This window comes from Roseivivax lentus, from assembly GCF_900156805.1.
Lineage (GTDB): Bacteria > Pseudomonadota > Alphaproteobacteria > Rhodobacterales > Rhodobacteraceae > Roseivivax > Roseivivax lentus.
On sequence record NZ_FTOQ01000005.1, the window covers coordinates 15900 to 42144 of the forward strand.

At 67.4% G+C, this 26245-nt stretch carries 26 protein-coding genes and 1 tRNA gene; 10 read left to right on the top strand and 17 right to left on the bottom strand.

From position 1 onward, the window contains the following. Positions 1 to 44: 44 nt before the first annotated feature. The 3 genes from BW990_RS21330 to BW990_RS10575 all read right to left on the bottom strand — a co-directional run bounded on the left by BW990_RS21330 (position 45) and on the right by BW990_RS10575 (position 3572). The gene (locus BW990_RS21330; protein ID WP_143526152.1) at positions 45 to 1043 is read right to left on the bottom strand and encodes a hypothetical protein; all 999 of its coding nucleotides are present in this window, start codon (positions 1041 to 1043) and stop codon (positions 45 to 47) included. 107 nt (positions 1044 to 1150) lie between these two features. Beyond that, entirely contained in the window at positions 1151 to 2242 is a 1092-nt protein-coding gene (locus tag BW990_RS10570) for a tyrosine-type recombinase/integrase (protein WP_076448015.1), read from the bottom strand. Positions 2243 to 2471: 229 nt separating this feature from the next. Next, positions 2472 to 3572 (bottom strand): acetoin utilization protein AcuC, encoded by a 1101-nt coding sequence (locus BW990_RS10575; RefSeq protein WP_076448016.1) that lies wholly within the window; start codon positions 3570 to 3572, stop codon positions 2472 to 2474. A gap of 81 nt (positions 3573 to 3653) precedes the next feature. Between BW990_RS10575 and BW990_RS10580 the strand changes: the two genes are divergently transcribed. Continuing rightward, positions 3654 to 4733 (top strand): AbrB family transcriptional regulator, encoded by a 1080-nt coding sequence (locus BW990_RS10580; protein ID WP_076448017.1) that lies wholly within the window; start codon positions 3654 to 3656, stop codon positions 4731 to 4733. 206 nt (positions 4734 to 4939) lie between these two features. Here the strand turns inward: BW990_RS10580 and BW990_RS10585 are convergent, their stop codons facing one another. From BW990_RS10585 to BW990_RS10595, 3 genes are read right to left on the bottom strand one after another with little or no spacing between them, the layout of a single operon-like run. Beyond that, positions 4940 to 6766 (bottom strand): ABC-F family ATP-binding cassette domain-containing protein, encoded by a 1827-nt coding sequence (locus BW990_RS10585; RefSeq protein ID WP_076448018.1) that lies wholly within the window; start codon positions 6764 to 6766, stop codon positions 4940 to 4942. 50 nt (positions 6767 to 6816) lie between these two features. Then, entirely contained in the window at positions 6817 to 7674 is an 858-nt protein-coding gene (locus BW990_RS10590) for a GNAT family N-acetyltransferase (protein WP_234990219.1), read from the bottom strand. A gap of 2 nt (positions 7675 to 7676) precedes the next feature. Then, positions 7677 to 8144: an outer membrane protein assembly factor BamE gene (locus tag BW990_RS10595; RefSeq protein ID WP_234990220.1), complete on the bottom strand. Its 468-nt coding sequence runs from the start codon at positions 8142 to 8144 to the stop codon at positions 7677 to 7679. A 119-nt stretch (positions 8145 to 8263) separates the two neighbouring features. On the opposite strand from BW990_RS10595, the gene BW990_RS10600 reads away from it, so the two are divergent. The 8 genes from BW990_RS10600 to BW990_RS10635 all read left to right on the top strand — a co-directional run bounded on the left by BW990_RS10600 (position 8264) and on the right by BW990_RS10635 (position 14314). After that, positions 8264 to 8833, top strand: a complete 570-nt coding sequence (locus BW990_RS10600; protein WP_076448019.1) for a YceD family protein — start codon at positions 8264 to 8266, stop codon at positions 8831 to 8833. Positions 8834 to 8997: 164 nt separating this feature from the next. Continuing rightward, complete coding sequence (rpmF, locus tag BW990_RS10605; RefSeq protein ID WP_076448020.1) at positions 8998 to 9204, top strand: 50S ribosomal protein L32; 207 nt, start codon at positions 8998 to 9000, stop codon at positions 9202 to 9204. Positions 9205 to 9232: 28 nt separating this feature from the next. Continuing rightward, positions 9233 to 10339: a phosphate acyltransferase PlsX gene (plsX, locus tag BW990_RS10610; RefSeq protein WP_076448021.1), complete on the top strand. Its 1107-nt coding sequence runs from the start codon at positions 9233 to 9235 to the stop codon at positions 10337 to 10339. Further along, complete coding sequence (locus BW990_RS10615) at positions 10336 to 11307, top strand: beta-ketoacyl-ACP synthase III (protein WP_076448022.1); 972 nt, start codon at positions 10336 to 10338, stop codon at positions 11305 to 11307. The genes plsX and BW990_RS10615 overlap by 4 nt, the downstream gene beginning before the upstream one ends. 95 nt (positions 11308 to 11402) lie before the next feature. Next, complete coding sequence (gene ihfA, locus BW990_RS10620) at positions 11403 to 11705, top strand: integration host factor subunit alpha (RefSeq protein ID WP_076448023.1); 303 nt, start codon at positions 11403 to 11405, stop codon at positions 11703 to 11705. Positions 11706 to 11712: 7 nt separating this feature from the next. Further along, positions 11713 to 12894, top strand: a complete 1182-nt coding sequence (locus BW990_RS22100; protein ID WP_083950557.1) for a MerR family transcriptional regulator — start codon at positions 11713 to 11715, stop codon at positions 12892 to 12894. Between the two features lie 88 nt (positions 12895 to 12982). Then, positions 12983 to 13059: transfer RNA gene (locus BW990_RS10630), tRNA-Pro, on the top strand. 175 nt (positions 13060 to 13234) lie between these two features. Then, positions 13235 to 14314 (top strand): 2'-deoxycytidine 5'-triphosphate deaminase, encoded by a 1080-nt coding sequence (locus BW990_RS10635; protein WP_076448024.1) that lies wholly within the window; start codon positions 13235 to 13237, stop codon positions 14312 to 14314. Between the two features lie 104 nt (positions 14315 to 14418). On the opposite strand, the gene BW990_RS10640 is transcribed toward BW990_RS10635, so the two are convergent. From BW990_RS10640 to BW990_RS10675, 8 genes are all read right to left on the bottom strand, one after another. After that, positions 14419 to 14634, bottom strand: coding sequence for a hypothetical protein (locus tag BW990_RS10640; protein WP_076448025.1), 216 nt, complete (start codon positions 14632 to 14634; stop codon positions 14419 to 14421). A 133-nt stretch (positions 14635 to 14767) separates the two neighbouring features. Beyond that, positions 14768 to 15451, bottom strand: a complete 684-nt coding sequence (gene scpB / locus BW990_RS10645; RefSeq protein ID WP_076448026.1) for an SMC-Scp complex subunit ScpB — start codon at positions 15449 to 15451, stop codon at positions 14768 to 14770. After that, positions 15448 to 16245, bottom strand: a complete 798-nt coding sequence (locus BW990_RS10650; protein ID WP_076448027.1) for a segregation and condensation protein A — start codon at positions 16243 to 16245, stop codon at positions 15448 to 15450. Before BW990_RS10650 ends, scpB begins: the two co-directional genes overlap by 4 nt. After that, the gene (locus BW990_RS10655) at positions 16242 to 17246 is read right to left on the bottom strand and encodes a glycoside hydrolase family 3 N-terminal domain-containing protein (RefSeq protein ID WP_076448157.1); all 1005 of its coding nucleotides are present in this window, start codon (positions 17244 to 17246) and stop codon (positions 16242 to 16244) included. The genes BW990_RS10650 and BW990_RS10655 overlap by 4 nt, the downstream gene beginning before the upstream one ends. Next, a complete protein-coding gene (locus BW990_RS22240) occupies positions 17243 to 18217 on the bottom strand; it encodes an SPOR domain-containing protein (RefSeq protein WP_076448028.1) in 975 nt (324 codons plus the stop codon). The genes BW990_RS10655 and BW990_RS22240 overlap by 4 nt, the downstream gene beginning before the upstream one ends. 73 nt (positions 18218 to 18290) lie before the next feature. Further along, entirely contained in the window at positions 18291 to 20036 is a 1746-nt protein-coding gene (gene argS / locus BW990_RS10665; protein ID WP_076448029.1) for an arginine--tRNA ligase, read from the bottom strand. A 165-nt stretch (positions 20037 to 20201) separates the two neighbouring features. Further along, positions 20202 to 22022: a cation:proton antiporter gene (locus BW990_RS10670; RefSeq protein ID WP_076448030.1), complete on the bottom strand. Its 1821-nt coding sequence runs from the start codon at positions 22020 to 22022 to the stop codon at positions 20202 to 20204. A 70-nt stretch (positions 22023 to 22092) separates the two neighbouring features. Continuing rightward, on the bottom strand, positions 22093 to 23250 hold the full coding sequence (locus tag BW990_RS10675; protein WP_076448158.1) for a deoxyguanosinetriphosphate triphosphohydrolase: 1158 nt from the start codon (positions 23248 to 23250) through the stop codon (positions 22093 to 22095). A 139-nt stretch (positions 23251 to 23389) separates the two neighbouring features. Here BW990_RS10675 and BW990_RS10680 point away from each other — a divergent pair, with 139 nt between their 5' ends. Further along, positions 23390 to 23713 (top strand): HesB/IscA family protein, encoded by a 324-nt coding sequence (locus BW990_RS10680; RefSeq protein ID WP_076448031.1) that lies wholly within the window; start codon positions 23390 to 23392, stop codon positions 23711 to 23713. 83 nt (positions 23714 to 23796) lie between these two features. On the opposite strand, the gene BW990_RS10685 is transcribed toward BW990_RS10680, so the two are convergent. Genes BW990_RS10685 through BW990_RS10695 form a run of 3 tightly spaced genes read right to left on the bottom strand, consistent with a single transcriptional unit; the run spans position 23797 to position 26174 of the window. After that, positions 23797 to 24696, bottom strand: coding sequence for a DMT family transporter (locus BW990_RS10685; protein ID WP_076448032.1), 900 nt, complete (start codon positions 24694 to 24696; stop codon positions 23797 to 23799). Continuing rightward, on the bottom strand, positions 24693 to 25781 hold the full coding sequence (locus BW990_RS10690; RefSeq protein ID WP_076448033.1) for a DUF6902 family protein: 1089 nt from the start codon (positions 25779 to 25781) through the stop codon (positions 24693 to 24695). The genes BW990_RS10685 and BW990_RS10690 overlap by 4 nt, the downstream gene beginning before the upstream one ends. A gap of 36 nt (positions 25782 to 25817) precedes the next feature. Beyond that, positions 25818 to 26174: a DUF6749 family protein gene (locus tag BW990_RS10695; protein ID WP_076448034.1), complete on the bottom strand. Its 357-nt coding sequence runs from the start codon at positions 26172 to 26174 to the stop codon at positions 25818 to 25820. Positions 26175 to 26245 lie beyond the last annotated feature (71 nt).

Below are 26245 nucleotides of genomic sequence, written 5' to 3' on the forward strand. Positions count from 1 at the left end.
AAAAACTGCCAAGACCTCATTTTGCTGGACAGAAGTAATTTTTATTATTCTATTTCATATAGTTGATTCATGGTCATGTAGTCTGAGGCTTTCCCCCTCCGAACGGGTTCGTCGCCGCTCCGCCAGTCGGAATACACGCTCTTAGCTGCCGATTTCGTGAGGTTGAACTTCGTCATCATGACTGCGATGCGGTCTTCGTATCTTGCTTTCAACTCGCCTCGGCAAACCTGCTCCTCCACTCGTTCCAGCCAAGACCGAGCGCGCAGTTTCTCTCGGGAGTTTCTCTGATAGGAACTGAGCACGATCTCAGGCAGCTCAGAAGAGAGGAGGTAGAAAGGTTTCAGATCCCTTGAAGGCAAACGTCGTGACGCCTGGGACGGTGGCACCAGGCGCTCTCCACCGGGCGAATTCTCCGTGAGTATGATCCGACCGTCGTCCTGCGCTTTCTTGATGGCAACGGAGACCTGATGTGACAGTTTGTCGAGTTCAAATCGAAACGATCGCCAATCTTTGCCAACGACCTTATAAGCCAAGCGATCTCTTCCCGAGAAATCTGCCGCATATGCCAGACCATGCTCCAACTCGTAATCAATCGAACAATTTTGGCTGAAAATTTCGAGATCGTTGCAACGAGGCGACCTGAAGTGATAATGCCAAGCGGTTTCACACAACTCTGTATAGTCAAGAAACCCCGGGCCTCGGAAGAGCAGTTTCCGGCTGATGTTTTCCCGAAAATTATTATCGAGACTCTTCCAGGGAACGGGATAACCCTGGACTGCTCTCTGTCTGATACCATGCGGAACGAGGGCTTTCCCGATGGCCTCTTGCAAATTGGGCTGATTGAGAGGGGCGCCCAGCACATCGAGGTTCCTGAGGCGCTCCTTGAGTACGCCAATGATTTCGAATGGTGGATCAACCTGGTCAATAGCGAAGATTGCGTCTCCGCTCTCAAGGAGCTCGATGCCGTCCTGAAGCTCTACAATTCTCGTTTCGTCACCGACCTTGACCCGCAAAATGATCTCCTTGCAAAATTCCAGTGCCAAACAGAGGAATGTTGAGCGTCAAGACTGAAGTAATTCTCTCAACTGACAAGTAATTGAGGGCCGCGAAATTCAGTCAGAGCTTCAATCTGAGATGTGTTCCATCTGCTTCAATGTCCCTTTGTGTTGATGCGCAACCTCTTGTCCAGTTCCACGCACACAATATCCATGGCAGGGCGGAGTGCGTCCAGCGACGGCTTGGCGTATCGCTGACCGGTGATCGACAGTGGCGTGTGGTTGAGGAGCCGTCCGACGATCTCCTCGAGAACCCCGGCCTCCATGGCGACTGTCGCGAAGGTGCGCCGGTGGGCATGAGGGCTCCATGACATCCGCTGCGGCGTCGAGAGCCGACCGTCCGGGCCTTTGGGAGATGGAAAGACCCAGCGCCGATCCAGTCCGCGCATTGGTGCAAGGATCTCGTGGTGTCGTTGGGTTATTGGCAAATCAAAGCTGCGGCCGTTCTTGGTCATCGGCAGGTGGAGGTGGTCCTCGAGCACGTTCCGCCATTCGAGGGTCAGAGCCTCACCCTTGCGGAACCCGGTGAAGAGCAACAGCTCGTAGAAGACCTTGTGGATCGGGTTGTAGAGCCCGTCGACTTCGCGGCGCCAGGCGCGCAGGTCCACGATGATCGTCCCGGCTGGTGTCTCGTCGTACCATTCGATTGCCATCGTCGGGGACTCCGGCAGGTCGTAGACCCTGCGCGCATGGTTCCAGACGGTCCGGAAGTATTTCAACGTGTGGTTGGCAGAGGATGGGATGTGGGCCATCGAGCGATGGCGGTGTGCGACCATCGCCTTGGTGATCTCGTCGAGCGGTAGCCGAAGCCAGTCCTTGAGATGCAGATCGAACTGCTGGCGGATACCGTCCTTGTGCGCCTCCGACCGGAGCTTCGGTCGGGCCAGGTAGGCCTCCATTGCATCCTGAAGAGTTGGAGCCCCTATCTGGAGGGACTTCCCGGCCCCCCGAGACATCTCGAGTGCCAGCCCCATGGCGGTCTGCCTTGCGACCTGTGCCGAGATCACGGGGTGGCGGCCGATCAGAACCCGGCGTGTCTGCCCTCCCACGTCCTTCTGGAAGTACCAGGTCTTCGACCGCTTCCCGACGAAGAGGACGAGCCCCTTGAGTTCGCTGTCCCAGTGCTTGTCAGTGCCGGACTTTGCAGGTGGCAGCTTGGCGGCGTAGGTCTCTGTGAGCTTTGGCATTTTGTCTGCTTTTTGTCGGAAACTATGCGATACCGAGCGCAATCAGATGATGCTGAGTGCGAGTACTAATCGTTTATAATGAAAATGTTAGAAATGAAATGCAACTCTCTGACAGTCACACGTTCTGCTTGGGAAGCTGCTGCTCTACCATTGAGCTACACCCGCCGCTGCACTTTCGATAGCATCGCCCGAGAGGCCGGTTCAAGCGCAATCGGCGGGGGCCGGCGGCTCAGATCCGCGCCGCCAGATGCGCCACGCGCGCCCGCACCGCGTCCGGGATCGGCCCTTCGCGGGGCGCATCGCGCAGGGTGGTGAGCAGCGTCTCGCTCGGCCGGCCCTTCCGCGCCCAGGCAAGGCCGCGCAGGATGGCCTGCGCCTCCTCGGGCAGAAAGTCCGGAATTGTCTGCCCCGACAGCGTGGCCCAGATGCAGGTCCAGAGCCGTCCGACGCTCCACGGATTGTAGCCGCCGCCGCCCGACACGATCAGCCGCGGCGCAAGCGGACGCAGCGCGCGGACCGTCTCGATATGCGCGTTGTTGGACAGCGCCAGCCGCGACAGCGGGTCTTCCGTCACCGCATCGGCGCCGCATTGCAGGAAGATCGCGTCGGGCTTGAAGTCTTCCGTCGCGGGCAGCAGCACCTCGTCGAGGAACAACCGATAGGCGCTGTCATCGGCCCCGCGCGGCAGCGGCAGGTTGAAGGCCGCGCCGCCCGCCTCATCCTCGAGCCTGCCGGTGAAGGGCCAGCGCCCTTCTTCGTGGCACGAGATCATCCGCACCCGGTCCGAGCCCGCAAAGGCCGGCTCCACCCCGTCGGGATGATGCGCGTCGATGTCGATATAGACGATGCGCCCAAGCCCCTGGTCCAGCAGCCGCTGGATCGTCAGCACCGGCTCGTTGATGTAGCAAAAGCCGTTGGCGCAATCGGGATGGCCGTGATGCGTGCCGCCGCCCGGATTGTAGACGACGCCGCCCTCCGCCACGAGTTCGGCCGCCAGCATGCCCCCGCCCGCCGCCGTCGCGGGGCGGCGATACATCTCGGGAAAGACCGGGTTCGACAGGGTGCCCAACCCGTGCCGCAGCCGCGTGCCCTCGTCCACCGCCTGCGCGGTCTCGGCGGCGACCAGCGCGCGGATGTATTCGGGCGTGTGAAAGCCCAGCAGGGCCGCGGGTTTGGCGCGCGGCGAGATGCGGTAGCGCGACGCGGGCAGCCATCCCAGCGCCCGCGACAGGTCGATCACGGTGGGCACGCGCGGGATCGACAAGGGGTGCAGCCGGCCATAGCTCGACCCGCGATAGATGTTCGACCCGATGAAGAGAGCGCCTGTCATGCGCCTGAGCTAACCCGGCTTTGCACGGCGCCAAGCCCCCGCGCGATTGCGCATCGCCGCGCCGCGCCGTAAGTCCGGCCCATGCACCGTCTGCCCCCGCCCCGCCTGCTGTTTCTGACCGCGCTCGTGCTGGGCCTCGGCGCGGCGGGCGGCTGGCTTGCGGCGCAGGTGATGGTGCCGATGCCCTGGATGATCGGCGCGCTCGCGGTCTCGGCGCTTTGCGTGGCGACGCTGCAGCGCGGCCTCTTGCGGGATTACATCTTCCCGAACCGCTTCCGGAACCCGTTCATCGCGCTCATCGGCGTGATGATCGGCAGCCAGGCCTCGCCCGCGCTGCTCGACAGCCTCGCCACGCTGCCGCTGGCGCTGGCCGCGCTGTTGCTATTCATCCTGGTGGCTCATGCGGGGAACGTCGCGATCTTCGAGCGGCTGGGCGGCTATGACCGCGCCACCGCCTTCTATTCCGGCACGCCCGGCGGGCTGATGGAATCGATCCTGCTGGGCGAAGGTGCCGGCGCCGATATCCGCATCCTGACGCTGCAGCAATTTCTGCGCATCATCTTCGTCGTGACGCTGGTGCCCGCCGCCCTGTCGATCTGGGCGGGCGAGCCCCTGGGCTCCGCGGCGGGGATCGCTCCCGGCGGCGACGTGCCGCCGCGCTGGACGGATTGCGTCCTCGGCGCGGGCGCTGCGGGCCTCGGCCTGTTCCTGGCGCGCGCGGTGCATGTGCCGGCGGGCCATCTGGTCGGACCGCTCGTCATCACCGCCGCGCTCACGCTGATGGGCGCGATCGAGCTGCACCTGCCGTTCTGGGTTCTCGCGACGGCGCAGGTGGTCATCGGCACCTCGCTCGGCCTGCGCTTTCTGGGCATCACCGCGGCGCATATCCGCAAGGGTCTGGGCCTCGCCTTCCTGTCGGTGCTGTTCATGCTGACGCTCGGGACTGGCCTGTCGGTCGCGCTGGCGCAGGTGACGGGGCTCGACGTGGTGCAATTGCTGCTGAGCTTCGCGCCGGGCGGCGTGACCGAGATGTCGCTCATCGCGCTGTCATTGTCGGTGAGCCCGGCGCTGGTGAGCCTCTTTCACGTCGCGCGCATCCTGATGACCGTGGGCACGCTCATGGTCACGCCCCGGCTGTTCGGGATCGGCCCGAAGGTCTGAGGCGGACCGGCGGCTGTGACGAGGCCGATACCCGGGGGTCCGTCCCTGCGCCGGGGGAGTGGCAGGCCGACGGTCCGACACGGCAACGGACGGAGGGCGGCGCGAAATCTTCCCACGTCATCGCACCGCCCGAGCGACGCGCCTGCGGCGCCATAGCGTCAGGCGTGGTCCGGCCCGAGCCGGGCCCGGCGGCCTTGGTCCGGCCCCTACCCCGCAGCCTCGGCCTTCTCTTCCAGCGCCAGCCATTCTTCTTCCGCCGCCGACAGCTTCTCCTGCCGCTCGGCCAGAGCTTCCGTCGCCTTCTGGAACTTCACCGGCTCCCGCGTGAAGAGATCCGGATCGGTCAGCAGACCGTTCAGCTTGCCGATCTCCGCCTCGAGCCGCGCGATCACGCCGGGCAATTCCTCCAGCCGGTGCTTTTCCGAAAAGCTCAGCCCCGATGGCTTCGGTTTCGCCTTGGCCTTCGGCGCCTCCGCCTTGGGCTGCGCTGTGTCGCGGGACGCGGGCCGCGCCGTATCCTCGCGCGCTTGCCGCTGGCTTTGGTAATCCGACCAACCGCCCGCATAGACCACCGCGCGCCCGTCGCCCTCCATCGCCACGGTGGTCGTCGCCACCCGGTCGAGGAAATCGCGATCGTGGCTCACCAAAAGCACGGTGCCGTCGTATTCGCCCAGGAGATCCTGCAGCAGGTCCAGCGTCTCCACGTCGAGATCGTTGGTGGGCTCGTCGAGCACCAGCAGGTTCGATTCCCGCGCCATGATCTTGGCCAGCAGCAGCCGCGCCTTCTCGCCCCCCGACAGCGAGCGCACCGGCGCGCGCACCCGCCGCTCGTCGAAGAGGAACTCCTTGAGATAGCCCACGACGTGCTTGGGCTGCCCGCGCACGAGGATCTGATCGGCCTTGCCCGACACCCGCATGTCCGGATCGCCGGTCAGGTTTTCCCAAAGCGACATGTCCCCGTCGAGCTTGGCGCGGCTCTGGTCGAAGACCGCCGGCACGAGGTTGGTGCCCAGCTTGACGCGGCCCTCGTCGGGGGCCTCCTCGCCCATCAGCATGCGGATGAGCGTGGTCTTGCCCACGCCGTTCGGGCCCACGAAGGCCACCCGGTCGCCGCGTTCGATCTTGAGGGAGAAATCGCGCAGGATGGTCTTGCCGTCGAAGGCCTTGGCGATCCCCTCGGCCTCGATCACCTTCTTGCCCGAGGTCGGGCCCGAGGCGAGGTCCATCGCGGCCGTGCCCTGACGGCGGATCATGCCCGCGCGTTCCTCGCGCAGCGCCTTCAGCGCCCGCACCCGACCCTGGTTGCGGGTGCGCCGGGCCGAGATGCCCTCGACCGCCCATTTCGCCTCGGCCTTGATCTTTCGGTCCATCTTGTGGCGCTGCAGGTCCTCTTCGGCCCAGATCGTGTCGCGCCATTCCTCGAAGCCCTCGAAGCCCGTCTCGCGGCGGCGCACCGCGCCCCGGTCGATCCAGAGGGTGGCGCGCGTCAGCTCGCTCAGGAAGCGGCGGTCGTGGGAGATCAGCACGAAGGCCTTGCGCGTGGCCTTGAGCTCAGCCTCGAGCCAGCCGATCGCCTCGATGTCGAGATGGTTGGTGGGCTCGTCCAGCAGCAGAAGCTCGGGATCCTCGGCCATCAGCTTGGCCAGCGCCGCGCGCCGCCGCTCGCCGCCCGAGGCCGTCTCGACGGGCCGGGCGGGATCGAACTTGAGCCCCTCCGAGGCCGCCTCGACCCGGTACATATCCGCGGGGCCCAGCTCGGACGCGGCGAAGTCCCCGAGCGTCGCGAAGCCCGAGAGATCCGGGTCCTGCTCCATGTAGCCGACCGACTGGCCGGGCGGGACGACGCGCGTGCCGGTATCGGGCTCCACGAGCCCCGCCATGACCTTCATCAGCGTGGATTTGCCCGATCCGTTGCGCCCCACGAGGGCCACCCGGTCGCGCGGCTGCACGACAAAGGACAGATCGGCGAAGACCGGCTCGCCCCCGAAGGTCAGCGAGATGTCTGAAAGTTGCAGAAGCGGTGCCTGAGCCATGGCGCGCCATATGGCAGCGGCGAGGAGCGCCCGCAAGGGCGCGAGGAGCTTCAGCCCGCCAGACGCCTCAATGCCCGCGCCCGGGCGGGCGGAATGCGCGCGATCTCCACCCCGGTGAAGACATGGCAGGTGCCGAGGTCGCGGTCGATCACCGCGTGATCGCTGACCCATCCGCCAAGCGCGAGGTAGCTGCGCAGCAGCTGCGGCAGCGCCCGCAGCCCCACCTGTCCGGCCTTTCCGCCCATGTCCGCCGGTCCTGCCGCCGCGAGGGGGGCGGCCCGGCCGAAATCGTGGATATCCGGGGCCCGCGCCCCGATCCGCCAGCGCTCCGGCGCCCGGTGGTGCCGCGCCAGCCAGTCGAACCCGGCGGCATGGGGCGCGGGATCGGTGCCGGGGAACGAGGCGCAGCCGAACAGGAGCCGCAGGTCATGGGCATCGACGAAGCGCGTCAGCGCCGCCCAGGCCAGCCGTGGCACGTCCGGATCGCGGCAGGTCTCGGCCAGGCAGAAGCGCCCGATCTCGGCCATCCCGCCGGGATAGCCGGTCAGCCGGCCCAGGTCGTAGAATTGCGCGGCATAGCTCGTTGCGATCTCGCGCGCCGAGGCCAGGTGCAGCAGCCGGAACGCCGCAAGGACCCGGCCGCTGCCGCGCTCCTCGACCAGCACGTGCCGGCACAGGGGATCGAAGCCGTCTTCCTCGGGCGCGGCCGCGGCCCCGCGGAAGGCCTGCGCGCGCAGGGCAAGGATGGCCGCGTGATCGGCCGCCGAGGCCGCTGCGCGCACGCGCAAGGCTGCCGTCTCGATGCGGAAAAGGTCGTCCGTCGGTATGCCAGTACCGGCATGCGCTCCAGCATCGCCGCCAAGGCCGCCCGCGCGCCCAGTGGTCCGCGGGCTGGCTGCGAGCGCCACGCCTATTCCTCGAAGAAACCGGCCGGGTTGAGCGACCCGATATTGCCGAAGAGCTTGCGGATGAAGCTCAGATCGCCGCTGGCGCTGTCGGTCACCCGGCGCGAGATCGGCACGACGCGCCCGTCCTCGAGGCCGTAACGCTCGATATTGGCCACCACGTCGGTCTCGGTGAACGAGATCGCCACCACCTCGCGCTCGACCACCTGCGGCTTCTGCCAGCCGTAATGGCGCATGGTCGTGCCGACCCAGTAATAGGCCCCGTCCGACAGCACGCCCGAGGCGGTGGGCACGCCCACGGTCTCCTCGACGGTGGCGCGGGTGTCGATGCCGGGGATAATGGCCTGCAGGTCCTCTTCGGGCGGCACGTAACCGTGATTGCGAAAATCCGCGGTGCAGGCGGCCAGCCCGACCATCAGCGTCAGGACCGCGACAAGGCGCGTGCCGCGTGCCATCTCAAGCCTGCCCGTCATTCCGTCCCTCTTGCCTTTGGCCTCGAACGCCTTTTATCCCGCTTACAGAAGGACGCACCCGCGATCAAGCCGCGGGCGTGCCGCGAAAAAACCCCAGCGCTCCGAAAGGTGCCGATGCCATGACCGAGACCCCCGCACGATCCGGCCCGTTCCGCATTGCGGAGTTGTCACAGACCGCGCCCACGCGCTTCCGGCTCGAACCCGATGCCGCGGCCCGCGCCGAGATCGCCCGCGCGCTCGATTTCTCGTCGCTGCGCAAGGTCGTGCTCGAAGGCGCGATCAAGCCGCTCGGCAAACGCGGCTGGCGGCTCGAGGCGCGGCTCGGCGCGACGGTGATCCAGCCTTGCATCGTCACGCTGGCCCCGGTCACGACGCGGATCGACCGCCCGGTCGAACGCACCTACTTGCCGCCCGCGCTTCTCGAGGCGCCCGAACCCGGCTCCGAGATCGAGATGCCCGAGGACGACACCACCGAACTGCTCGGCGATGTGATCGACCCCGCCCAGGTGCTGACCGAGGCGCTGGCCCTCGCCGCGCCGGATTATCCCCGCGCCGAGGACGCGCCCGAACTGCGCGTCGAGGCCCGGCCCGCGGGCGCCGCCCCGATCGCGGAGGAGGAAACCAAGCCCTTCGCCGGGCTCGCGGGGCTGAAGGCGTCGCTCGAAAAGGGCGACGACGAGGAGGGCTGACCGCCCCAGAAACCGCTTGCGTTTTGACACGCCGTCACTATGTATGCGCCTTCACCGGAATTCAGGGTTGCCAGCGGTGCGCGATAGGGACTATCCCCCCGCCAGATTCCCGACAGCGGCGTCGGTTCAAGACTGCGCCGGAAACACGAAATTGAGGTTGAGACATGGCCGTCCAACAGAACAAAGTATCCAAGTCGCGTCGCAACAACCGCCGCGCCCATGACGCGCTCGTTGCTGCGAACCCCAACGAATGCACCAATTGCGGCGAGCTGAAGCGCCCGCATCACGTCTGCCCGTCCTGCGGCCATTATGCCGACCGTGAGGTCGTCGCGGTCGCGGACGAGATCGACCTGGACGAAGACGCAGCCTGAGTAACGCATCCCCGCGAGGCCCATCTTCATGACCTCTTCGCAGGATCAGCAGGAGACGGGCCGCGCCGAGGTGGTTCTTTCCATCGACGCCATGGGCGGCGATCAGGGACCGGCGACCGTCGTCGCCGGTCTTGCCTTGTCCGCCGACAAGAACCCCGACGTGCGGTTCCTCCTGCATGGCCGCAAGGCCGAGCTCGAGAAGCTCGTCGCCAAGACGCCCAGCCTGAAGGGCCGCGTCGATATACGCCATGCGGACGACATCGTCTCCATGGACGACAAGCCCAGCCACGTGATGCGCAACGGCAAGGGCACCTCGATGTGGTCCACGCTCGACGCAGTGCGCAACGGCGAGGCCTCGATCGCGGTGTCTTGCGGCAATACCGGGGCGCTCATGGCGATCTCCATGGTGCGTTTGCGCAAATTGCCGGGCGTCAGCCGACCTGCAATTGCGATTCTCTGGCCCTCCCGGTCCGAGCAGGGCTTCAACGTCATGCTCGATGTGGGCGCCGATATCCGCGCCGATGCCCGTGACCTGCTGCAATACGCGCTGATGGGCGTCTCCTATGCGCGCAACGGCCTGTCGCTGGCGCGGCCACGCGTCGGCCTGCTGAACGTGGGCACCGAGGAACACAAGGGCCGCACCGAGCTGCACGAGGCGCATGGTCTCATCAACGCCACCGCCGACGATGCCGAGTTCGATTTCGTGGGCTTCGTCGAGGGCGGCGACATCCCCGGCGACGTGGCCGACGTGATCGTCACCGACGGCTTTACCGGCAACGTGGCGCTGAAGACCGGCGAAGGCACGGCGAGCCTCATCCGCGATCTGCTGCGCGAGGCCTTCGCCTATTCGATCATCTCGCGGATCGCCTCGCTGCTGGCCTATCCCTCGCTCAAGCGGCTGTCGAAGCGCATCGATCCGCGCCGGGTGAATGGCGGCGTCTTCCTCGGGCTCAACGGCACGGTGGTGAAATCCCACGGCGCCGCGGATGCGACCGGCGTCGCCGCCGCGGTTCGGCTGGCCTGCCGGCTCGCCGAGTCGGGCTTCACCGACCGGCTGAAGGCCCGGGTTGCATCCGCCGCGGAGCTTGCACAGGATGTCGCCAATTCCGCCGAAGACGGAAAGGACAAGACATGACGCTGCGCGCCGTGGTTGCCGGTTGCGGCCATTACCTCCCTGCCCGCGTGGTCGAGAATGCCGAATTCGAGGCGCGACTCGACACGTCGGACGAATGGATCCGCAGCCGCTCCGGGATCGAACGGCGCCATTTCGCCGCCGAGGGCGAGACGACCTCCGACCTCGCCACCCATGCGGCCCGGGCCGCGCTCGCCGATGCGGGGCTGGTGGCGGGCGATCTCGACGCGCTGATCGTCGCGACCTCCACCGCCGATCTGACCTTTCCCTCGGCGGCCACGATGGTGCAGGCGCAGCTCGGCATGACGCGCGGCTTCGCCTTCGACGTCCAGGCGGTCTGCGCGGGCTTCATCTACGCGCTGGCCAATGCCAATGCGCTGATTCTGTCGGGCCAGGCCGAACGCGTGATGGTCATCGGCGCCGAGACCTTCAGCCGGATCATGGATTGGGACGACCGCTCCACCTGCGTGCTCTTCGGCGACGGCGCGGGCGCGCTCATTCTCGAGGCCAAGACCGGCAGCGGTTCGGTCGAGGATCGCGGCATCCTGTCGACCGACCTGCATTCCGACGGGCGTCACCGCGATATCCTTTATGTCGATGGCGGCGTGTCCACGCAAAGCACGGGCTTTCTGCGCATGGAGGGCAAGGAGGTCTTCCGCCACGCGGTCGAGAAGCTCGCCGCGACCGCCAATACCGCGCTAGCCAAGGTCGGGCTGACCGGTGCCGATGTGGACTGGGTGGTGCCCCACCAGGCCAATATCCGCATCATCACCGGCACCGCGAAGAAGCTCGGCCTGTCCATGGACAACGTCATCGTCACCGTCCAGGACCACGGCAACACCTCCGCCGCCTCGATCCCGCTTGCCCTGTCCGTGGGCCAGGCCGAGGGCAAGATCAAGCGCGGCGATCTGGTGGTGACCGAGGCCATCGGCGGCGGGCTGGCCTGGGGCGCCGTGGTACTGCGCTGGTAGCGATTTTGCGGCGGTTCAACGCCTGACGCCAAGCCATTGATATTGACTCGGAAATTGCCCCGCGCCTACACTCTCGAAAATCAGGGAGATGGCCGATGGGCGAGAAGACACTCACGCGCATGGATCTGAGCGAAGCGGTGTTCCGCGAAGTCGGGCTGTCGCGCAACGAAAGCGCGGAACTGGTCGAGGCGATCCTGCAGCACATGTCCGACGCGCTCGTCGCGGGCGAACAGGTCAAGATATCGTCCTTCGGCACGTTTTCCGTGCGCGACAAGGCCGCCCGCGTCGGCCGCAACCCCAAGACCGGCGAGGAGGTGCCCATCCAGCCCCGCCGCGTGTTGACCTTCCGACCGTCGCACCTGATGAAGGACCGCGTGGCCGCAGGCAACAAGAGCTGAGACCGATATGAGCAAATCCCCCGACGCCTTCCGCACGATCAGCGAGGTGGCGGACTGGCTCGACACGCCCGCCCACGTGCTGCGCTTCTGGGAAAGCAAGTTCCCGCAGGTCAAACCGGTCAAGCGCGCGGGCGGACGGCGCTATTACCGCCCCGCCGACATGGTCCTTCTGGGCGGCATCAAGAAGCTCCTGCATGATGATGGCCTGACCATCAAGGGCGTGCAGAAATACCTTTCCGAACATGGCGTTAAGGCAGTCTCGGCGCTGGCCCCGCCGATCGAGGACGGTGCCGAGGACGACCGGAACGCCCCGATCGAGGCCACCGCGCAGGAGGATGCCGCCCTCGGCGACGCGCCCGCCCGGATCGAGGAAGACAGCGCCGTCGAGGAGGCCGAAACCGCCGAGATCGACGCCGCCGAGGAAGAGGCCGACGCCCCCTTCATCGAGGCCGAGCCTCCCGCGTCCACCGTGGTGCCCTTCACCGGCGGCACGCTCGCCGAGACGCCTGGCCGCGCAGAGGATGCCCCTGCGGATGAGGAAGAGGCCGCACCCGCGGCGCGCGATACCGCCGCTCAGGACGCGGCTACCGACGAGGCCGCCGGCATCGTCGAGGCGCCGCTCCCCGAGGCGGATACCGATATGGCCGGGATCGACCTGCCGGCCCCCGGTTCCCCTGACCAGAACACGCAGGACGATGCCGCGCTTGCGGAGGCCTCCGCCTCCGCGCCGGAGGCCGATATCGACCGGTTGATCAGCGAAACCCTGCGCGACAAAGACAGCGTGGAGGCCGCAGCGACGGATGCCGCCGACGAGGCCGGACCGGCCAAGGAGGTGCGCCCCGCCGCCCCGGACGCAGCGGAAGACGACGCGCAACAGCCCAGCCTCTTCGGCACGACCCCCGAATTCCTCGCCAAACCCTTCAGCGATCGCGCGCCCTCGGACGAGGCGCCGGACCGCGCGGCCGATGAGGACACCGCGCCCGAGGAGACGCCGGAGCCTGCCGCCAGCCAGGACGCGGAACCGGCGCCCAAAGCGCCCCTTGCCACCCCGCGACCGGATCCCGACGCGCCCCTGCCGCACGGTCCCTTGCATCATCTCGCCGGTATCTCGCGCCTCAGCCCCGCGATGGCCGCGCGCATCGCCCCGCATGCCGCGGCGCTGCGCGACCATCTGGGCCGCGGCGCCTAGCCCCCGAAGATGACCGCGCGCGCCTTGCGAAAAATCCCCGCGCAAAGGGGTTGCGACCGCGCTGAAAACCGGTAAGACACCGCGTAGTCGGGCTATGGCGCAGCCTGGTAGCGCGTCCGTCTGGGGGACGGAAGGTCGCAGGTTCGAGTCCTGCTAGCCCGACCAGCTACCTCTTCTTCCGCCGCATTGCGCGGGGCTTCGGGCTCCGTGACAGGGCGCGGCGGACATATCCCCGAATTTCCCCGATTTTCCCGCCTTATCCGATAGAAACGCGCTCCCATTCGCCTGCGCGGGTTGCTAGACAATGAGCGCGGGCGCAGGACGCGAAGGGGATGGCGGCATGACGGGCGTATTGGCAAGCCAACAGATCGAAGCGCTGGTCGCCTCCGGCGTGATCCGGCCCGAAGCGCCGCTTGTCGAAGGACAGATCCAGCCCGCCAGCCTCGATTTGCGGCTCGGCCACCAGGCGATCCGCGTGCGCGCGTCGTTTCTGGCCGGCGCGGACCGGCGCGTCGAGGACCGGCTCGCCGAGTTCGAGATGCACCGCGTCGATCTGAGCGGCGGCGCCGTCCTCGAGAAGGGCTGCGTCTACCTCATTCCGCTGCTCGAACGCGTCACCCTGCCCGCCGATATCTCGGCCATCGCAAACGCCAAAAGCTCCACCGGGCGGCTCGACCTGCTGACCCGCACGATCACCGATGGCGGCACCGAGTTCGACCGCATCGCGCCGGGCTATGACGGGCCGCTCTACGCCGAGATCTGCCCGCGGTCCTTCTCGGTGCTGGTCCGGACCGGCATGCGGCTCAACCAGATCCGTTTCCGCCGCGGGCAATCCGTGCTCGACGACGCGGCGCTGTCGGCCCTGCACGACGCCGAGACGCTTGTGGGCGGCGGCCCCGCGCTCATCCGCGACGGTCTGGGCTTTTCGGTCGATCTGCAGCCCGCCGAGGGCTCCGACCTCGTGGGCTACCGCGCCAAGCCCCATACCGGCGTGATCGACCTCGACCGGATCGGGCATTACGATGCCGCCGAGTTCTGGGAAGAGCTGCGCACCCGCGAGGGCCGGATCATCCTCGATCCCGACGCCTTCTACATCCTCGTGAGCCGCGAGGCGGTGCATATTCCCCCCGCCTATGCCGCCGAGATGGCGCCCTACCTCGCCATGGTGGGCGAGTTCCGGGTGCATTACGCGGGCTTTTTCGATCCGGGTTTCGGACATGCGGGCGCGGGCGGCACCGGATCGCGCGGCGTGCTCGAGGTCCGCTGCCACGAGGCCCCCTTCGTGCTAGAACATGGCCAGATCGTCGGACGCCTCGTCTACGAGAAGATGGACGAGGTCCCGGACCAGCTTTACGGCCGCGAGATCGCCTCGAACTACCAGGGCCAGGGGCTGAAACTGTCCAAGCATTTCCGGGTCTGAGGGGCCAAAGTCCCGAAGCCCGAGTCGCATCGCCCCGCCGGAACGGCAAAAGGCCCGGCGCGGGGCCGGGCGGACAATCGGTCAGGACAGCCCGCGTCGGGGGCTCAGAACCGCCCCGCGCGACGGGCCGCGCGCATCGCCTTCTGGGCGTTGCCGGCATGTTTCTTGGCCGCCTGCGCCTGCTGGCGTTCCTCGGGCGTCATGTCCTCGCGGGCCTTGCCCTTGCCGAAGGCCTTGTCCATGCCCGCGTTCACGCCCTTGTTGATGACCTGACGCATCACCGTGCGCATGATCATGTTGATGATCTGGTTCGCGTTCATCTCGCCTCTCCTCGTCGCGTCACAGCGCCGTACCTCGTTCACCTAGGTCGCAATTGTGCCGATTTCATGGCCAATGATCCGCCATCCAAGTGATTGCGCGCAAAAGCCGCGCGAAACCCGCCGGCCTGCGCGCTCAATCCTCGAAAAGCTCGCTCTGGCCTTCGTCGGTCTCTTCCTCGGCATCGACGTCGCCCTCGCCCGGCCCGGGCATGGCGCCGGGCGGCGGCCGGTTCTCCAGCAGGCCCGCCGCGCGCAGCTCTTTCAGGCCCGGCAGGTCGCGGGCATTCTCCAGCCCGAAATGATCGAGGAAGTCCTGCGTGACCACGAAGGTCACCGGGCGGCCCGGCGTCATCTTGCGCCGCCCGAAGCGGATCCATTCCATCTCGATCAGCAGGTCCACCGTGCCCCGGCTGACGGACACGCCGCGGATCTCCTCGATCTCGGCGCGGGTGACGGGCTGGTGATAGGCGATGATCGCCAGCGTCTCGATCGCCGCGCGGCTGAGCTTGCGGGTCTCCACCGTCTCCTTGCGCATGAGAAAGCCCAGATCGGGCGCGGTGCGGATCGCCCAGGCATCGCCCACGCGCACCACGCGCACGCCACGCCCCTCGTAGCGCTTCTGCAGATAGACCAGCGCCTCGGCGGCGTCGCAGCCGAAGGGCATCCGGTCGTTCAGCTCCTTGACCGTCTGCGGCTCTGCGGTGGCAAAGAGGATCGCCTCGACCATGCGTTCCTGCTCGCCCATGGGGGGTGCCTCGAACAGGCTCTCCCCGGCGGGATCGCGGGTGTCCTCGGTGATGTCGGGCTGATCGTTCATGTCTCCCGGCCCTCCCTGCGGCGCAACTCGATGAGCGCGAACAGCTCGGATTGACGCAGCTCCGCGCGGCCTTCCTTCACCAGTTCCAGCGAGGCCGCGAAGGTCGCCGCCGTGGCCGAGCGCCGCCGCACCGGATCGTCATGCCAGCCCTCGGGCAGGTAGACCGAGATATCCGTCCAGGTGCCCGCGAAGCCGATCATTCCGCGCATCCGGTCGAGCGCCATCTCCATGGTGAAGACGCGGTCGCGATCCATCACGAAGGGACGGAACTCGTCGCGCGTGCGCGTCCGGGCATAGGCCTGCATCAGGTCGAGGATCGTCGCGGTGTACTTGACCCGGCGCACCCGCTCCATGGGTTCGGGCAGGCCGCGGGCGAAGAAGTCGCGCCCCTTGCGGTCCCGCGCCATGAGCCGTGCGGCGACCTCGCGCATCGCCTGCAAGCGTTCAAGCTGGAAGGCCAGATGCGCGGCCAATTCCTCGCCCGAGGGGCCCTCCTCGGTCGGGTCGGGCGGCAGCAGCAGGCGCGATTTCAGGAAGGCCAGCCAGGCCGCCATCACCAGGTAATCGGCGGCAAGCTCGATCCTGAGCTCCTTCGCCTTCTCCACGAACGCGAGGTATTGCTTGGCGAGATCCAGCACCGAGATGCGCCGCAGGTCGACCTTCTGCGTGCGCGACAGCGTCAACAGCAGGTCGAGCGGCCCCTCGAAGCCGTCGACATCCACGATCAACGCCTCCGCCTGCAGGCGGTCCGCAACGGACATGGGCTGTAATTCGAACTGGGTCTCTTCGCTCATCCTGCGCGCTCTGGTGACAGCGCGTCCAGCTTGGCCCTGAGGCCCGCGATGTCAACCGAGTCCGGCGCCTCACGGGCGGTAAGCGCGGCGACGGCGCGCACATAGGCCTCGCTCGTCATCTCGCCGATGGCCTCCATCAGCGGCGCCATCTCGGCCATCTCGCCGTTGCAATGCAGGACCACATCGCAGCCCGCCGCGAGCGACGCCGCGCCGCGCTCGGCGATGCTGCCCGACAAAGCCTCCATCGAGATATCGTCGGTCATCAGCAGTCCGCCGAAGCCGATCTCATCTCGGATCAGACGGATCATGCGCGGCGACACGGTTGCCGGCCGGTCGTCATACTCGGTAAAGACCAGATGCGCCGTCATCCCCAGCGGCAGGTCCGAGAACGGCTTGAAGGCGGCGAAATCGGTCTCCATCAGCGTCGTCGCGGGGGCCGCGATGCGCGGCAGGTCGAGATGACTGTCGAGCCGGGCGAGGCCATGGCCGGGCATGTGTTTCATCACCGGCAGCACGCCGCCATCGAGATGCGCCTTCGCGACCGCCCGGCCCAGATCAAGAACGCGCGGCAAGTCACTGCCGTAACATCGGTTTTTCAGAAAGCGATGGGTCTCGGAGCGGGCCACGTCCAGCATCGGCGCGCAATTGCCGTCGATGCCGCAGGCGCGCAGCTCCGCCGCGATGATCCGGTAGCGCAGATACATCGCCTCGCGCGCCACATTCCCGTAACGGGCGGCAAAATCGAGCGGCGCCTCCCAATCGGTCGCGAGCGGCGCGCGCAGGCGCTGCACCCGCCCGCCTTCCTGGTCGATGAAGATCGGCGCATCGCGCCCGACGCTGTCGCGCAGCTCGGAGGTCAGCGCGAGAAGTTGGTCCTGCGCCTCAACATTGCGCGCGAAGAGGATGAAACCAAACGGATTTTCTTTCCCGAAGAAGGCGCGTTCCGCGGCGCTGAGGCGCAGGCCCAGCGGGGCCAGGATCGCCGCGCCGAAGCGGGTCACCGCGTCACCACCGGAATGCAATCGGCGTTCTCGGCCACCAGCGCCGCGCAGAAGCGCCGGGCATCCGACAGATCGGCAAAGCCATGCGCGCGCAACCGGTAGAAGGTCTTGCCGCCCGAGGCCGCCTGCTCGATCACCCGGTCCTTGCCGCTCAGGTAATCCTCGAAACGGGTCTCGAAGCGGCTCCATTCGCGGCGGGCGGTCTCGACGCTGTCATAGGCGCCGAGCTGCACGAGCCGCGTGCCGGCGGGCAGCGATGTCGGATCGACCTCCTTGGCCCCCGCGGGTGTGGCGGCGGCCGCCGCGCTGCGCGCGGTGTCGCGCAGGCCCGCGGGCCGCGTCTGCGGACGCAGGGAGCGCGCGATGCCGCCATCGGCCTCGAGCGCCATCTCCACCGTCGCGTCGATCGCCGCGCGCACCGGATCATCGGTGATCCCGATCGTGGCCGAGGCGAATTCCTCGGGCTCCGCCGCGTCCTCCAGGGCCGCGTCCGGCGCGCCCGTCTCGGCCATCTCGCCCTCGGGAAGCGGTACTTCCTGTGCCTCCAACGCCTCCGGCGCTTCCTCGCCCAGCGTCGGGCTTTCGGGCAGCGCCGCCTGACGTGACCGGGGCCGCGCCCCGAGCGCGCCCAGCGGCACGTCCTCGGCACTGAGCGCGGCATCCCGCGGGGCGAGGCGGATTTCGCTGGGCGGCGGTGCCGCCATGCCCTGCCCCGCCACGTCGTTCACCGCGAGGCCCTGATGGTCGGCCAGCCGCCCGCCCGGATCGTCGGGCTGGACGCGCATGGGCCCTTCGGTCGCGCGCACCACCGGGATGCCCGAGACGTCGCGCAGGATCAGCTTGGTGCCCCAAACGCCGATGCCGACGATCAGCGCCAGCGAAAGCGCTGCGCCGGTAAGATGGGTCAATGTCGCGAAAGTGCTCTGTCCTGCGGACCCCGCCACGGGGCCCGAACGGTAGATATCTGCCATGCCTGCCTCGTCCTCGGCGGCACGGGGCCGCCGGTCAATCTGCTCTGCCTGACCGGCGGGGCGCTTGGTTCGATCAGCGCATTTCCTCGACCGGTTTCACGCCAAGGATACCCAAACCGCCCGCGATGACAACCGCGACAGCCCGCGCCAGCGCGATTTTCGCCTGACTTGTGGCCGCATCGCCCTCCTGCAGGAAACGCAGTTCCGGCATGTCGTTGCCCTTATTCCAGAGCGCGTGCAGCTCGGAGGCCAGTTCGTAGAGGTAGAAGGCCACGCGGTGCGGCTCATGGGTGCGCGCGGCGATCTCGACGAGGCGCGGCCATTCGGCGAGCTTCTTCGCGACCGCCTGTTCGGAGGGATGCGTCAGCCCGGCGAGGTCCGCCGCCGCAAGGGTCGCGTCGTCAACCGCGATCCCGGCCTCGGCGGCCTTGCGCAGGACCGAACAGACCCGGGCATGGGCATATTGCACGTAGAAGACCGGGTTGTCCTTCGACTGCTCCAGCACCTTGTCGAAATCGAAGTCGAGCGGCGCGTCGTTCTTCCGCGTCAGCATCACGAAGCGGGTCACATCGGGCCCGACCTCGTCCACCACGTCGCGCAGGGTCACGAAGGTGCCGGCGCGCTTCGACATCTTGAAGGGCTCGCCGTTCTTGTAGAGCTTCACGAGCTGCGTGAGCTTGATATCGAGCGGCGTCTTCTCCGCCGAGAGCGCCGCGACCGCGGCCTTCATCCGCTTGACGTAGCCGCCGTGATCGGCGCCGAAGACGTCGATCAGCGCGTCATAGCCCCGGCTGACCTTGTCGTAATGGTAGGCGATGTCGGGGGCGAAATAGGTCCAGGCCCCATCCGATTTCATGATCGGGCGGTCCACGTCGTCGCCGTACCGGGTCGATTTGAACAGCGTCTGCTCGCGCGGTTCCCAATCCTCGGGCGTCTTGCCCTTGGGCGGCTCCAGCACGCCCTTGTAGATCAGCCCCTTGGAGCGCAGATCCTCGATCGCCGCCTCGATCTTGCCGGTGCCGTAAAGCGATTTCTCCGAGAAGAAGTGGTCCATCTCGACCCCGAGCGAGGCCAGGTCTTCCCGGATCAGTTCCATCATGGCGGCGGTGGCGAAATCGCGGATCTCCTCGAGCCAGACCGCTTCGGGCTGGTCCATGTAGGCGTCGCCCACCTTGTCCTTCAGCGCCGCCCCAACCGCGATCAGGTAATCGCCCGGATAGGTGCCGTCCTCGAAGGCGACGGCCTGCCCATGCGCCTCGAGATACCGCAGGTAGACCGAGCGGGCGAGCACATCGACCTGCGCCCCGCCATCGTTGATGTAATACTCGCGGGTGACCTCGTAGCCCGCGTAATCCAACAGCGAGGCCAGCGCGTCGCCGAAGACCGCGCCGCGCGTATGCCCCACATGGAGCGGCCCCGTCGGGTTGGCCGAGACGTATTCCACGTTGACCTTCTGCCCCTGCCCCATGGTCGACCGCCCGAAGGCCGTGCCGTCCTTCAGAATGGCCGTGGGCAGCGCCTGCCAGACGCTGTCCGCAAGCCGCAAGTTGATGAAGCCCGGCCCGGCCACGCTGGCCTCCGACACGCGCGGATCGGCGGCCAGATGCGGCACCAGCGCCTCGGCGATGTCGCGCGGTTTCATCTTCGCGGGCTTGGCCAGCACCATCGCGGCATTGGTCGCCATGTCGCCATGCGCGGGATCGCGCGGCGGCTCGACGGTGACCGGGCCGAGGTTCAGCCCCTCGGGCAGCGTGCCGTCTCGGGCAAGCGCACCGATCGCGTCCGTGACAAGGGTTCCGATCTCGGAAAAGAGGTTCATGGCAAGGCTCCCGGGGTTCGGGTGTCCTCTACCATGCGGACGGGCCGCGTCAATGCGGGGGTCTCCTGGTGGCCCGAGCGATCATCACGAGGCGCAGGATCGAGGCGTCGTGAGACGCGTGCAGCCGCCACGCTCCAATGCCGGCCCGGGTCGCACGCTCCGTCCCTAGCTCGCCTGCTTGCGCTCCTCGCGCTTCGGCGCCAGCATCAGGATCTGAACGTCGTTGGCATCGCGCGGCGTCTCGTCCGGGCCGAGAAAGCGCAGCGCGCCGCCGGGGCCGAAATCGGCCACGATGAAGGCCTCGGGATTCTTCTCGCGCCAATCCTTCAGGGTGAACTCCGCCGACAGCCGGGTGCTGCGGAACTCCCAGCCCTCGGCGATCCGGGCCTCGGATTCGTGGAAGGTCTCGTTCGCGCCGATGGGCCGCCCGCCCAAGCTCGCGGGCAGCGCGTGGCGCGAGGAGCTGTCGCGCGTCCGGCGCACCTGGAACACCTTTTCGCGGCCGAATTCCGGCCCGAGATCAGTGGTAACCAGCGTGTTATAGGCGTCGTTGTCGGTCGCCGCGATGACGTATTCGTAGCGGATGAGGTCCAGCCGGTGCTCGGCATCCTCCGACAGCAGGTCGCCGAAATAGGTCTCGATCCCCGCCTCCCGCGCGGCGCGCAGATGGGCGTGGTTCGGATCGACGATGATGACCGGCAGATCAAGCGTCTTCAGCGCCCGCGCGAGCGCCAGCGACCAGCGCGAGCCGCCGACGATCATCACCCCGGGCCGGTCCGCCGCCGTCAGCCCGAGGGCGCGGGCCAGGGGCGACAGCGTGAAGCCATGCAACACCACCGTCGCCGCCACCAGCGCGAAGGCCAGCGGCGCCATGCGCGCGCCATCCTCGATGCCGATGGCCGCCAGACGCTCTCCGAACAGGCCCGCCACCGCGACCAGCACGACGCCGCGCGGCCCGGTAAAGGCCACGAGCAGGCGCTCGGCCCAGGGCACGCCCGAAAAGGCGAGCGAGATCAGCACCGCCGCGGGCCGCGCCAGCAGAACCACGACCAGCACGAAGCCGAGCGCGCGCAGATCGAGCGAGGCCAGCGTCTCCCGGTCCATGTTCGCCGCCAGCAGGATGAATACGCCGGAGACCAGCATCACCGTCGCCTGCTCCTTGAAGCGGCGGATCTCCACGTAGGAGGGCAGCGCCACATTGGCGATCCACAGCCCCATCAGCGTGACCGCCAGAAGGCCCGCCTCGTGCAGCACCCAGTCCGAGACCCCGAAGACCAGCAGCACCAGCACGAAGAGCACCGGCACCTTCATGTATTCCGGCACATGTCCGCGCTGGAAGGCGCGCGCCGTGCCCCAGCCCGCGGCGAGGCCCAGCACGGTCGCGACCGAAATCCCCAGCGCCAGATCGCCCACCGCCTGCGCCGCGCCGGTGGCGGTCTGCAGCACGATGACCACCTCGAAGGCCAGCACCGCCGCCAGCGCGCCGACGGGATCGTTGACGATGGCCTCCCATTGCAGAAGCGCCGCCGGCCGCCGCCGCAGTCGCGCCTGGCGCAGGAGCGGCGCGATCACCGTGGGGCCGGTGACGATCATGATGCCGCCGAACACCGCCGAGGTCTGCCAGGACAGCCCCGCCACGTAGTACAGCGCCGCGGCCGAGGCCGCCCAGCCCAGCGGCGCCCCCAGAAAGACCAGCCGGCGCACGCCCACCGCGGCATCGCGCAGCGCCGAGATATGCAGCGTGAGCCCGCCCTCGAACAGGATGATCGCCACGGCGATGGCCACCATGGGTTGCAGGATCGCGCCGAAATCGCGCCCGGGATCGACGATGCCAAGGCCCGGCCCCACGATCAGACCGGCCAGCAGCATAAGCACGATGGCGGGCATCCGCAGCCGCCAGGCCAGCCATTGCGACCCCACGCCAAGCGCGCCGACAAGCGCAAATGCCATCACCGGGGTGAGGCCGGCCTCCGCGGGTGTCGCCATCTGTCTTCCTCTCGATGTCCGGGATGAAATGTAGCAGCCGCCGCGCCTTTGGCGAGGGCCGGAATGCGCCTCAGGTCTGGTCGCTCAGCACGTCGACCCCGGTCAGCCGCGCATGGTCCTGCAGGGCGAAGCGGTCGGTCATCCCGGCAATGTAATCGGCCACCAGCCGCGCCAGCGCCGCCCGATCCGGGGCGGCCTCCACGTCGCGCTGCCAGCGGCGCGGCAACTCGTCCGGATGTTCGAGGTAGATCGGGAACAGCTCGTTGACCGCCCGCGTCACCTTCTCGCGCTGCGCCATGACCGAGGGCGCGCGGTACATCCGGGCGAAAAGAAAGCCGCGGATCGCCTTCAGATCGGACCAGAGCGCGTCCGAAAAGGCGATCACCGGATGGCCCAGATCGCGGATTTCCTGCGGCCCCGTCGCCCCCGATGCGGCGAGCCGGGCGCGCGAGGTGTCGATCAGATCGGCCACCATGTACCCGAAGACCCGCCGCAGCGCCTCGTGCCGCCGGCGGTAGGGATCGAGACCCGGATAGGCCCGGTCGACCTCGGCGTAAGCGTCGCGCACGAGCGGCAATTCGGCGATCTCGGCCTCGGTGAAAAGGCCCGCGCGCAGCCCGTCATGCAGGTCGTGATTGTTGTAGGCCACGTCGTCCGACAAGGCCGCGACCTGCGCCTCGGCGCTGGCATGGGTGTGCAGTTCGAGGTCGTGCTCGGCATTGTATTCCGCCAGCGCATGGGGCAGCGGATGGGCCACCGGGCCGTTATGCTTTGCGATCCCTTCGAGCGTGTCCCAGGTCAGGTTCAGCCCGTCGAACTCGGCGTAATGCCGCTCCAGCCGCGTGACGATCCGCAGCGTCTGCGCATTGTGATCGAACCCGCCGAACGGCGCCATCAGCGCGTCAAGCGCGTCTTCCCCGGTATGCCCGAAGGGCGTGTGGCCGAGGTCATGGGCCAGCGCGACCGCTTCGGTCAGGTCCAGATCGAGGCCGAGCGCGTTGGAGATCGTGCGTGCAACCTGCGCCACCTCGATCGAATGGGTCAGCCGCGTGCGGTAGAAATCGCCCTCATGCTCCACGAAGACCTGCGTCTTGTGCTTCAGCCGCCGGAAGGCCGAGGCATGGATGATGCGGTCCCGATCTCGCTGGAAACACGAGCGGAACGCGCTCTCCTCTTCGGGGTGGCGGCGTCCGCGCGAGGCGGCGGGCGTGCAAGCATAGGGGGCAATCGTCACGTGCGGGGTCCTTGTCGCATGTCCCGCGACCTCATATATTCGCCCTGACGCGGGAAGGAAACTGGCTCTGCCACGCCGCCCGCGCCGCGCGTCATCCATCCGGGCCGAGGCCCGCATCATATCCGAGGTATCCATGCATCTGCCCCCGAAAGTGACCGAGCGCGCCTTTGCCCGCCTGGCCGAGATCGGCGCGGGCGACCAGGGCCAGGCCCTGCGCGTGGCCGTCGAAGGTGGCGGCTGCTCGGGCTTCCAGTACGAGATCAAGCTCGACGCGCCCGAAGCCGACGACATCGTGCTCGAAGGCCAGGGCCAGAAGGTCGTGGTCGACCAGGTCTCGCTGCCGTTTCTGGAAAACGCGGTGATCGACTTCTCCGACGAGCTGATCGGCGCGCGCTTCGTGATCGAGAACCCGAACGTCGCCAGCTCCTGCGGCTGCGGCACCAGCTTCTCGATGTGATCCCAGCCTGACTTTCGGCGCAATATCAGTTTCCTGCGGGTCGGCCTTAAAGCACAACATGAACTTTGGAGAGGGCCCGCCCGTCAGGTCGTCGCCGGCACTTCGCGCCATTTCGGGCGCGCCGTATCGTAGACCAGCCACAGGCCGGACCCGATCACGAGGGTGACGCCGAGGAAGGTGCCTAGGCCCGGCACTTCGCCGAAGGCCAGAAAGCCGATCACCACCATCCAGACGAATTGCAGGTTCATGAGCGGCGTGGCCACATAGGCGGGCAGCACCCCCAGGGCGGCCGTTACCGTCCAGCGCGCTGCGAAGAGGATCAGCGCGTAGACCGACACCCAGGCCAGATCCGCACCTGACATCGGCGTCCAGACGAAGGGCAAGGCCGCCGTCATCACGACGCAGAGCGCCAGATTCGGATAGAAGACCTGCGCCAGTGTGGAGCGTTCGCGCTGCGCGATATACCGCGCCGCCACCAGCGAGCCCGTGCCCGACAGCACCGCTAGACCGGCCCAGCCATGCCCGATCGACAGCATCGAGGGACCTTCGGGCATCAGGCACAACAGCCCCGCCACCCCGAACACGAGCGCGATCCAAGCCGTGGGGCGGATCGCCTCGCCCAGGATCGGGCCGGAAAGCAGCGCCGCGATCACCGGGACCAGCGCCATGAACAGGAAGACATCGGCGAAGGGCAGGTATCGGAAAGCGTAGAAGAAGGCGACCGAGGCCAGCACGGTCAGCGCGGAGCGGATCGCCATCGCCGGTCTCTGGCCCGTGCTCAATGCCCGCCGCGTGCCGCCCTCTGCCGGGCGCCGGGCTGCGACGAAGGACAGGGCGACCGCGATGAGCGCGGCCAGCGCGAAAAGCTGCGGCGCCGCGTATTGCCCCGCGATGAACTTCGTGATGCTGTCGGCCGCGGCCATCTGCAGCGTGTAGACGGCGACGAGAAGCCCGCCGAGACGTGTCGCGCCGAGACCCGTCACGGCCCGCTCCGGCCCGCGCCGCGGCCTTCCGCCCGGGCGAAGCGGGCGAAGAACGCTTCGAATTGCGCCGGCACCGCCGCTGCCGCTTCGTGCAGCACGACGCGCGCCTCGGGGCTCAGAAGTTCGCCGACGGTCTGGCGCATTCCGTGCCAGTCATCGCCGCGATTGGCGCCCAGCAGGAACAGGCATTCGGACAGCTCGCGCAGCGGCGAGGTCCCGCGCGGAGCCGCATCGAACCGCATCGCGCCGGAATAGATCGGCCCCGAAAAGCCCGCGCCGCGGCATGTCGCGCTGCGCCAGTTGGCGACGAGGTATTCGTGGTAATCGTCCATTCTGTGCGAATCCGAATGTGCCGTGACACGCATGGCGTTGAGGGCATTGTCCAGGAACTCTACCCAAGGTTGCGGCACCTGTATATCCGCATAATGCATCGCGATGGCGATTTCCGACAGAAGATCGGCGTTTCGATCGAGGAACGCGAGGGTGCCCGCATAAACGAGGCTGGTTTCCGCCGCCTCGGACAAGCGCGGATCGCGGCGGCCGTACTCGCTCAGGTAGAAGACGATATGGGTCAGCTCGTAGGCGGCCTTCTTGTTCGGAATCGCGAAGGTGCTGCAGCGTGCCGCGAAATCGCGCAGCCGCTCTTCGAGCCCGCCGTCGCGGGGCAGCGCCACGATCCCGCGCCGGGCCAGCAGGCGCCGTGCCTCGAGCCGCTGCAGATCGGACAGTTCCGCTTCGGGCAGCCCCTCGTCGGCGACCCGGGCGCAGAGCGCCTCCGCGGTCTGGCCGGGCAGCCCCAGATCCTCGAGATCGAGGGCGATCGACAGGATGAACCGGTAATATTGCGGGAAGAAAGAGAGCCGCGAGGCGACGCTGTCGTAAAACCCCGACAGCGCCGTCAGCGCCTCGCGACCCGGGGAAATGGCCGCGCTTTCCAGCACGTTCAGGATCTCGGCGTTTTCCTTGAGCCAGAACACGTCGTCTTCGGCGCGTCTGTGCCGGGCGAAGGTGGCGACGAGGGCGCCGTAGCGCGCCTCGTCATCGGTCAGGCGGGATGGGACATTCAGCTTGACGACGTTCGACATGATCGTTTCCTTTTCTCTGAAGGTCCGCCCCGGGGTTCAGCCCTTGGCCGGCTTTGACCAAGAGGTGAACATCTCGGTCGCATCACCCGTCTTCGTCTCGCTGCCCGCCGGACCCGACCAGGAGGTGAACATCTCCGTCGCATCGCCCGTCTTCGTCTCGCTGCCCGCCGGACCCGACCAGGAGGTGAACATCTCCGTCGCATCGCCCGTCTTCGTCTCGCTGCCCGAGGGACCCGACCAGGAGGTGAACATCTCCGTCGCATCGCCCGTCTTCGTCTCGCTGCCCGAGGGACCCGACCAGGAGGTAAACATCTCCGTCGCATCGCCGCCATGCAGCATGCTGTCTTCCGGCCCCGACCAGGAGGTGAAAGCCTCGACGGCGTCGCCGGTCATGGTGGACCGCTTTGCCACAGTCCGGCCGGTTTGAAAGATTGCGGTATTATCGTTCGTTTCGAATTGCTTAA

Excerpts from the sequence above, each read along its gene's own strand:
- BW990_RS10615 (WP_076448022.1), top strand. The coding sequence starts at position 10,336 with ATGACGCTGCGCGCCGTGGTTGCCGGTTGCGGCCATTACCTCCCTGCC.
- BW990_RS10680 (WP_076448031.1), top strand. The coding sequence starts at position 23,390 with ATGCATCTGCCCCCGAAAGTGACCGAGCGCGCCTTTGCCCGCCTGGCC.
- BW990_RS10600 (WP_076448019.1), top strand. The coding sequence starts at position 8,264 with ATGACCGAGACCCCCGCACGATCCGGCCCGTTCCGCATTGCGGAGTTG.
- BW990_RS10595 (WP_234990220.1), bottom strand. The coding sequence starts at position 8,144 with ATGACGGGCAGGCTTGAGATGGCACGCGGCACGCGCCTTGTCGCGGTC.
- rpmF (WP_076448020.1), top strand. The coding sequence starts at position 8,998 with ATGGCCGTCCAACAGAACAAAGTATCCAAGTCGCGTCGCAACAACCGC.
- BW990_RS22240 (WP_076448028.1), bottom strand. The coding sequence starts at position 18,217 with ATGGCAGATATCTACCGTTCGGGCCCCGTGGCGGGGTCCGCAGGACAG.
- BW990_RS10670 (WP_076448030.1), bottom strand. The coding sequence starts at position 22,022 with ATGGCGACACCCGCGGAGGCCGGCCTCACCCCGGTGATGGCATTTGCG.
- BW990_RS10635 (WP_076448024.1), top strand. The coding sequence starts at position 13,235 with ATGACGGGCGTATTGGCAAGCCAACAGATCGAAGCGCTGGTCGCCTCC.
- BW990_RS10690 (WP_076448033.1), bottom strand. The coding sequence starts at position 25,781 with ATGTCGAACGTCGTCAAGCTGAATGTCCCATCCCGCCTGACCGATGAC.
- argS (WP_076448029.1), bottom strand. The coding sequence starts at position 20,036 with ATGAACCTCTTTTCCGAGATCGGAACCCTTGTCACGGACGCGATCGGT.
- BW990_RS10640 (WP_076448025.1), bottom strand. The coding sequence starts at position 14,634 with ATGAACGCGAACCAGATCATCAACATGATCATGCGCACGGTGATGCGT.
- BW990_RS10575 (WP_076448016.1), bottom strand. The coding sequence starts at position 3,572 with ATGACAGGCGCTCTCTTCATCGGGTCGAACATCTATCGCGGGTCGAGC.
- BW990_RS10585 (WP_076448018.1), bottom strand. The coding sequence starts at position 6,766 with ATGGCTCAGGCACCGCTTCTGCAACTTTCAGACATCTCGCTGACCTTC.
- scpB (WP_076448026.1), bottom strand. The coding sequence starts at position 15,451 with ATGAACGATCAGCCCGACATCACCGAGGACACCCGCGATCCCGCCGGG.
- ihfA (WP_076448023.1), top strand. The coding sequence starts at position 11,403 with ATGGGCGAGAAGACACTCACGCGCATGGATCTGAGCGAAGCGGTGTTC.
- BW990_RS10650 (WP_076448027.1), bottom strand. The coding sequence starts at position 16,245 with ATGAGCGAAGAGACCCAGTTCGAATTACAGCCCATGTCCGTTGCGGAC.
- BW990_RS22100 (WP_083950557.1), top strand. The coding sequence starts at position 11,713 with ATGAGCAAATCCCCCGACGCCTTCCGCACGATCAGCGAGGTGGCGGAC.
- BW990_RS10580 (WP_076448017.1), top strand. The coding sequence starts at position 3,654 with ATGCACCGTCTGCCCCCGCCCCGCCTGCTGTTTCTGACCGCGCTCGTG.
- plsX (WP_076448021.1), top strand. The coding sequence starts at position 9,233 with ATGACCTCTTCGCAGGATCAGCAGGAGACGGGCCGCGCCGAGGTGGTT.
- BW990_RS10695 (WP_076448034.1), bottom strand. The coding sequence starts at position 26,174 with ATGACCGGCGACGCCGTCGAGGCTTTCACCTCCTGGTCGGGGCCGGAA.
- BW990_RS10570 (WP_076448015.1), bottom strand. The coding sequence starts at position 2,242 with ATGCCAAAGCTCACAGAGACCTACGCCGCCAAGCTGCCACCTGCAAAG.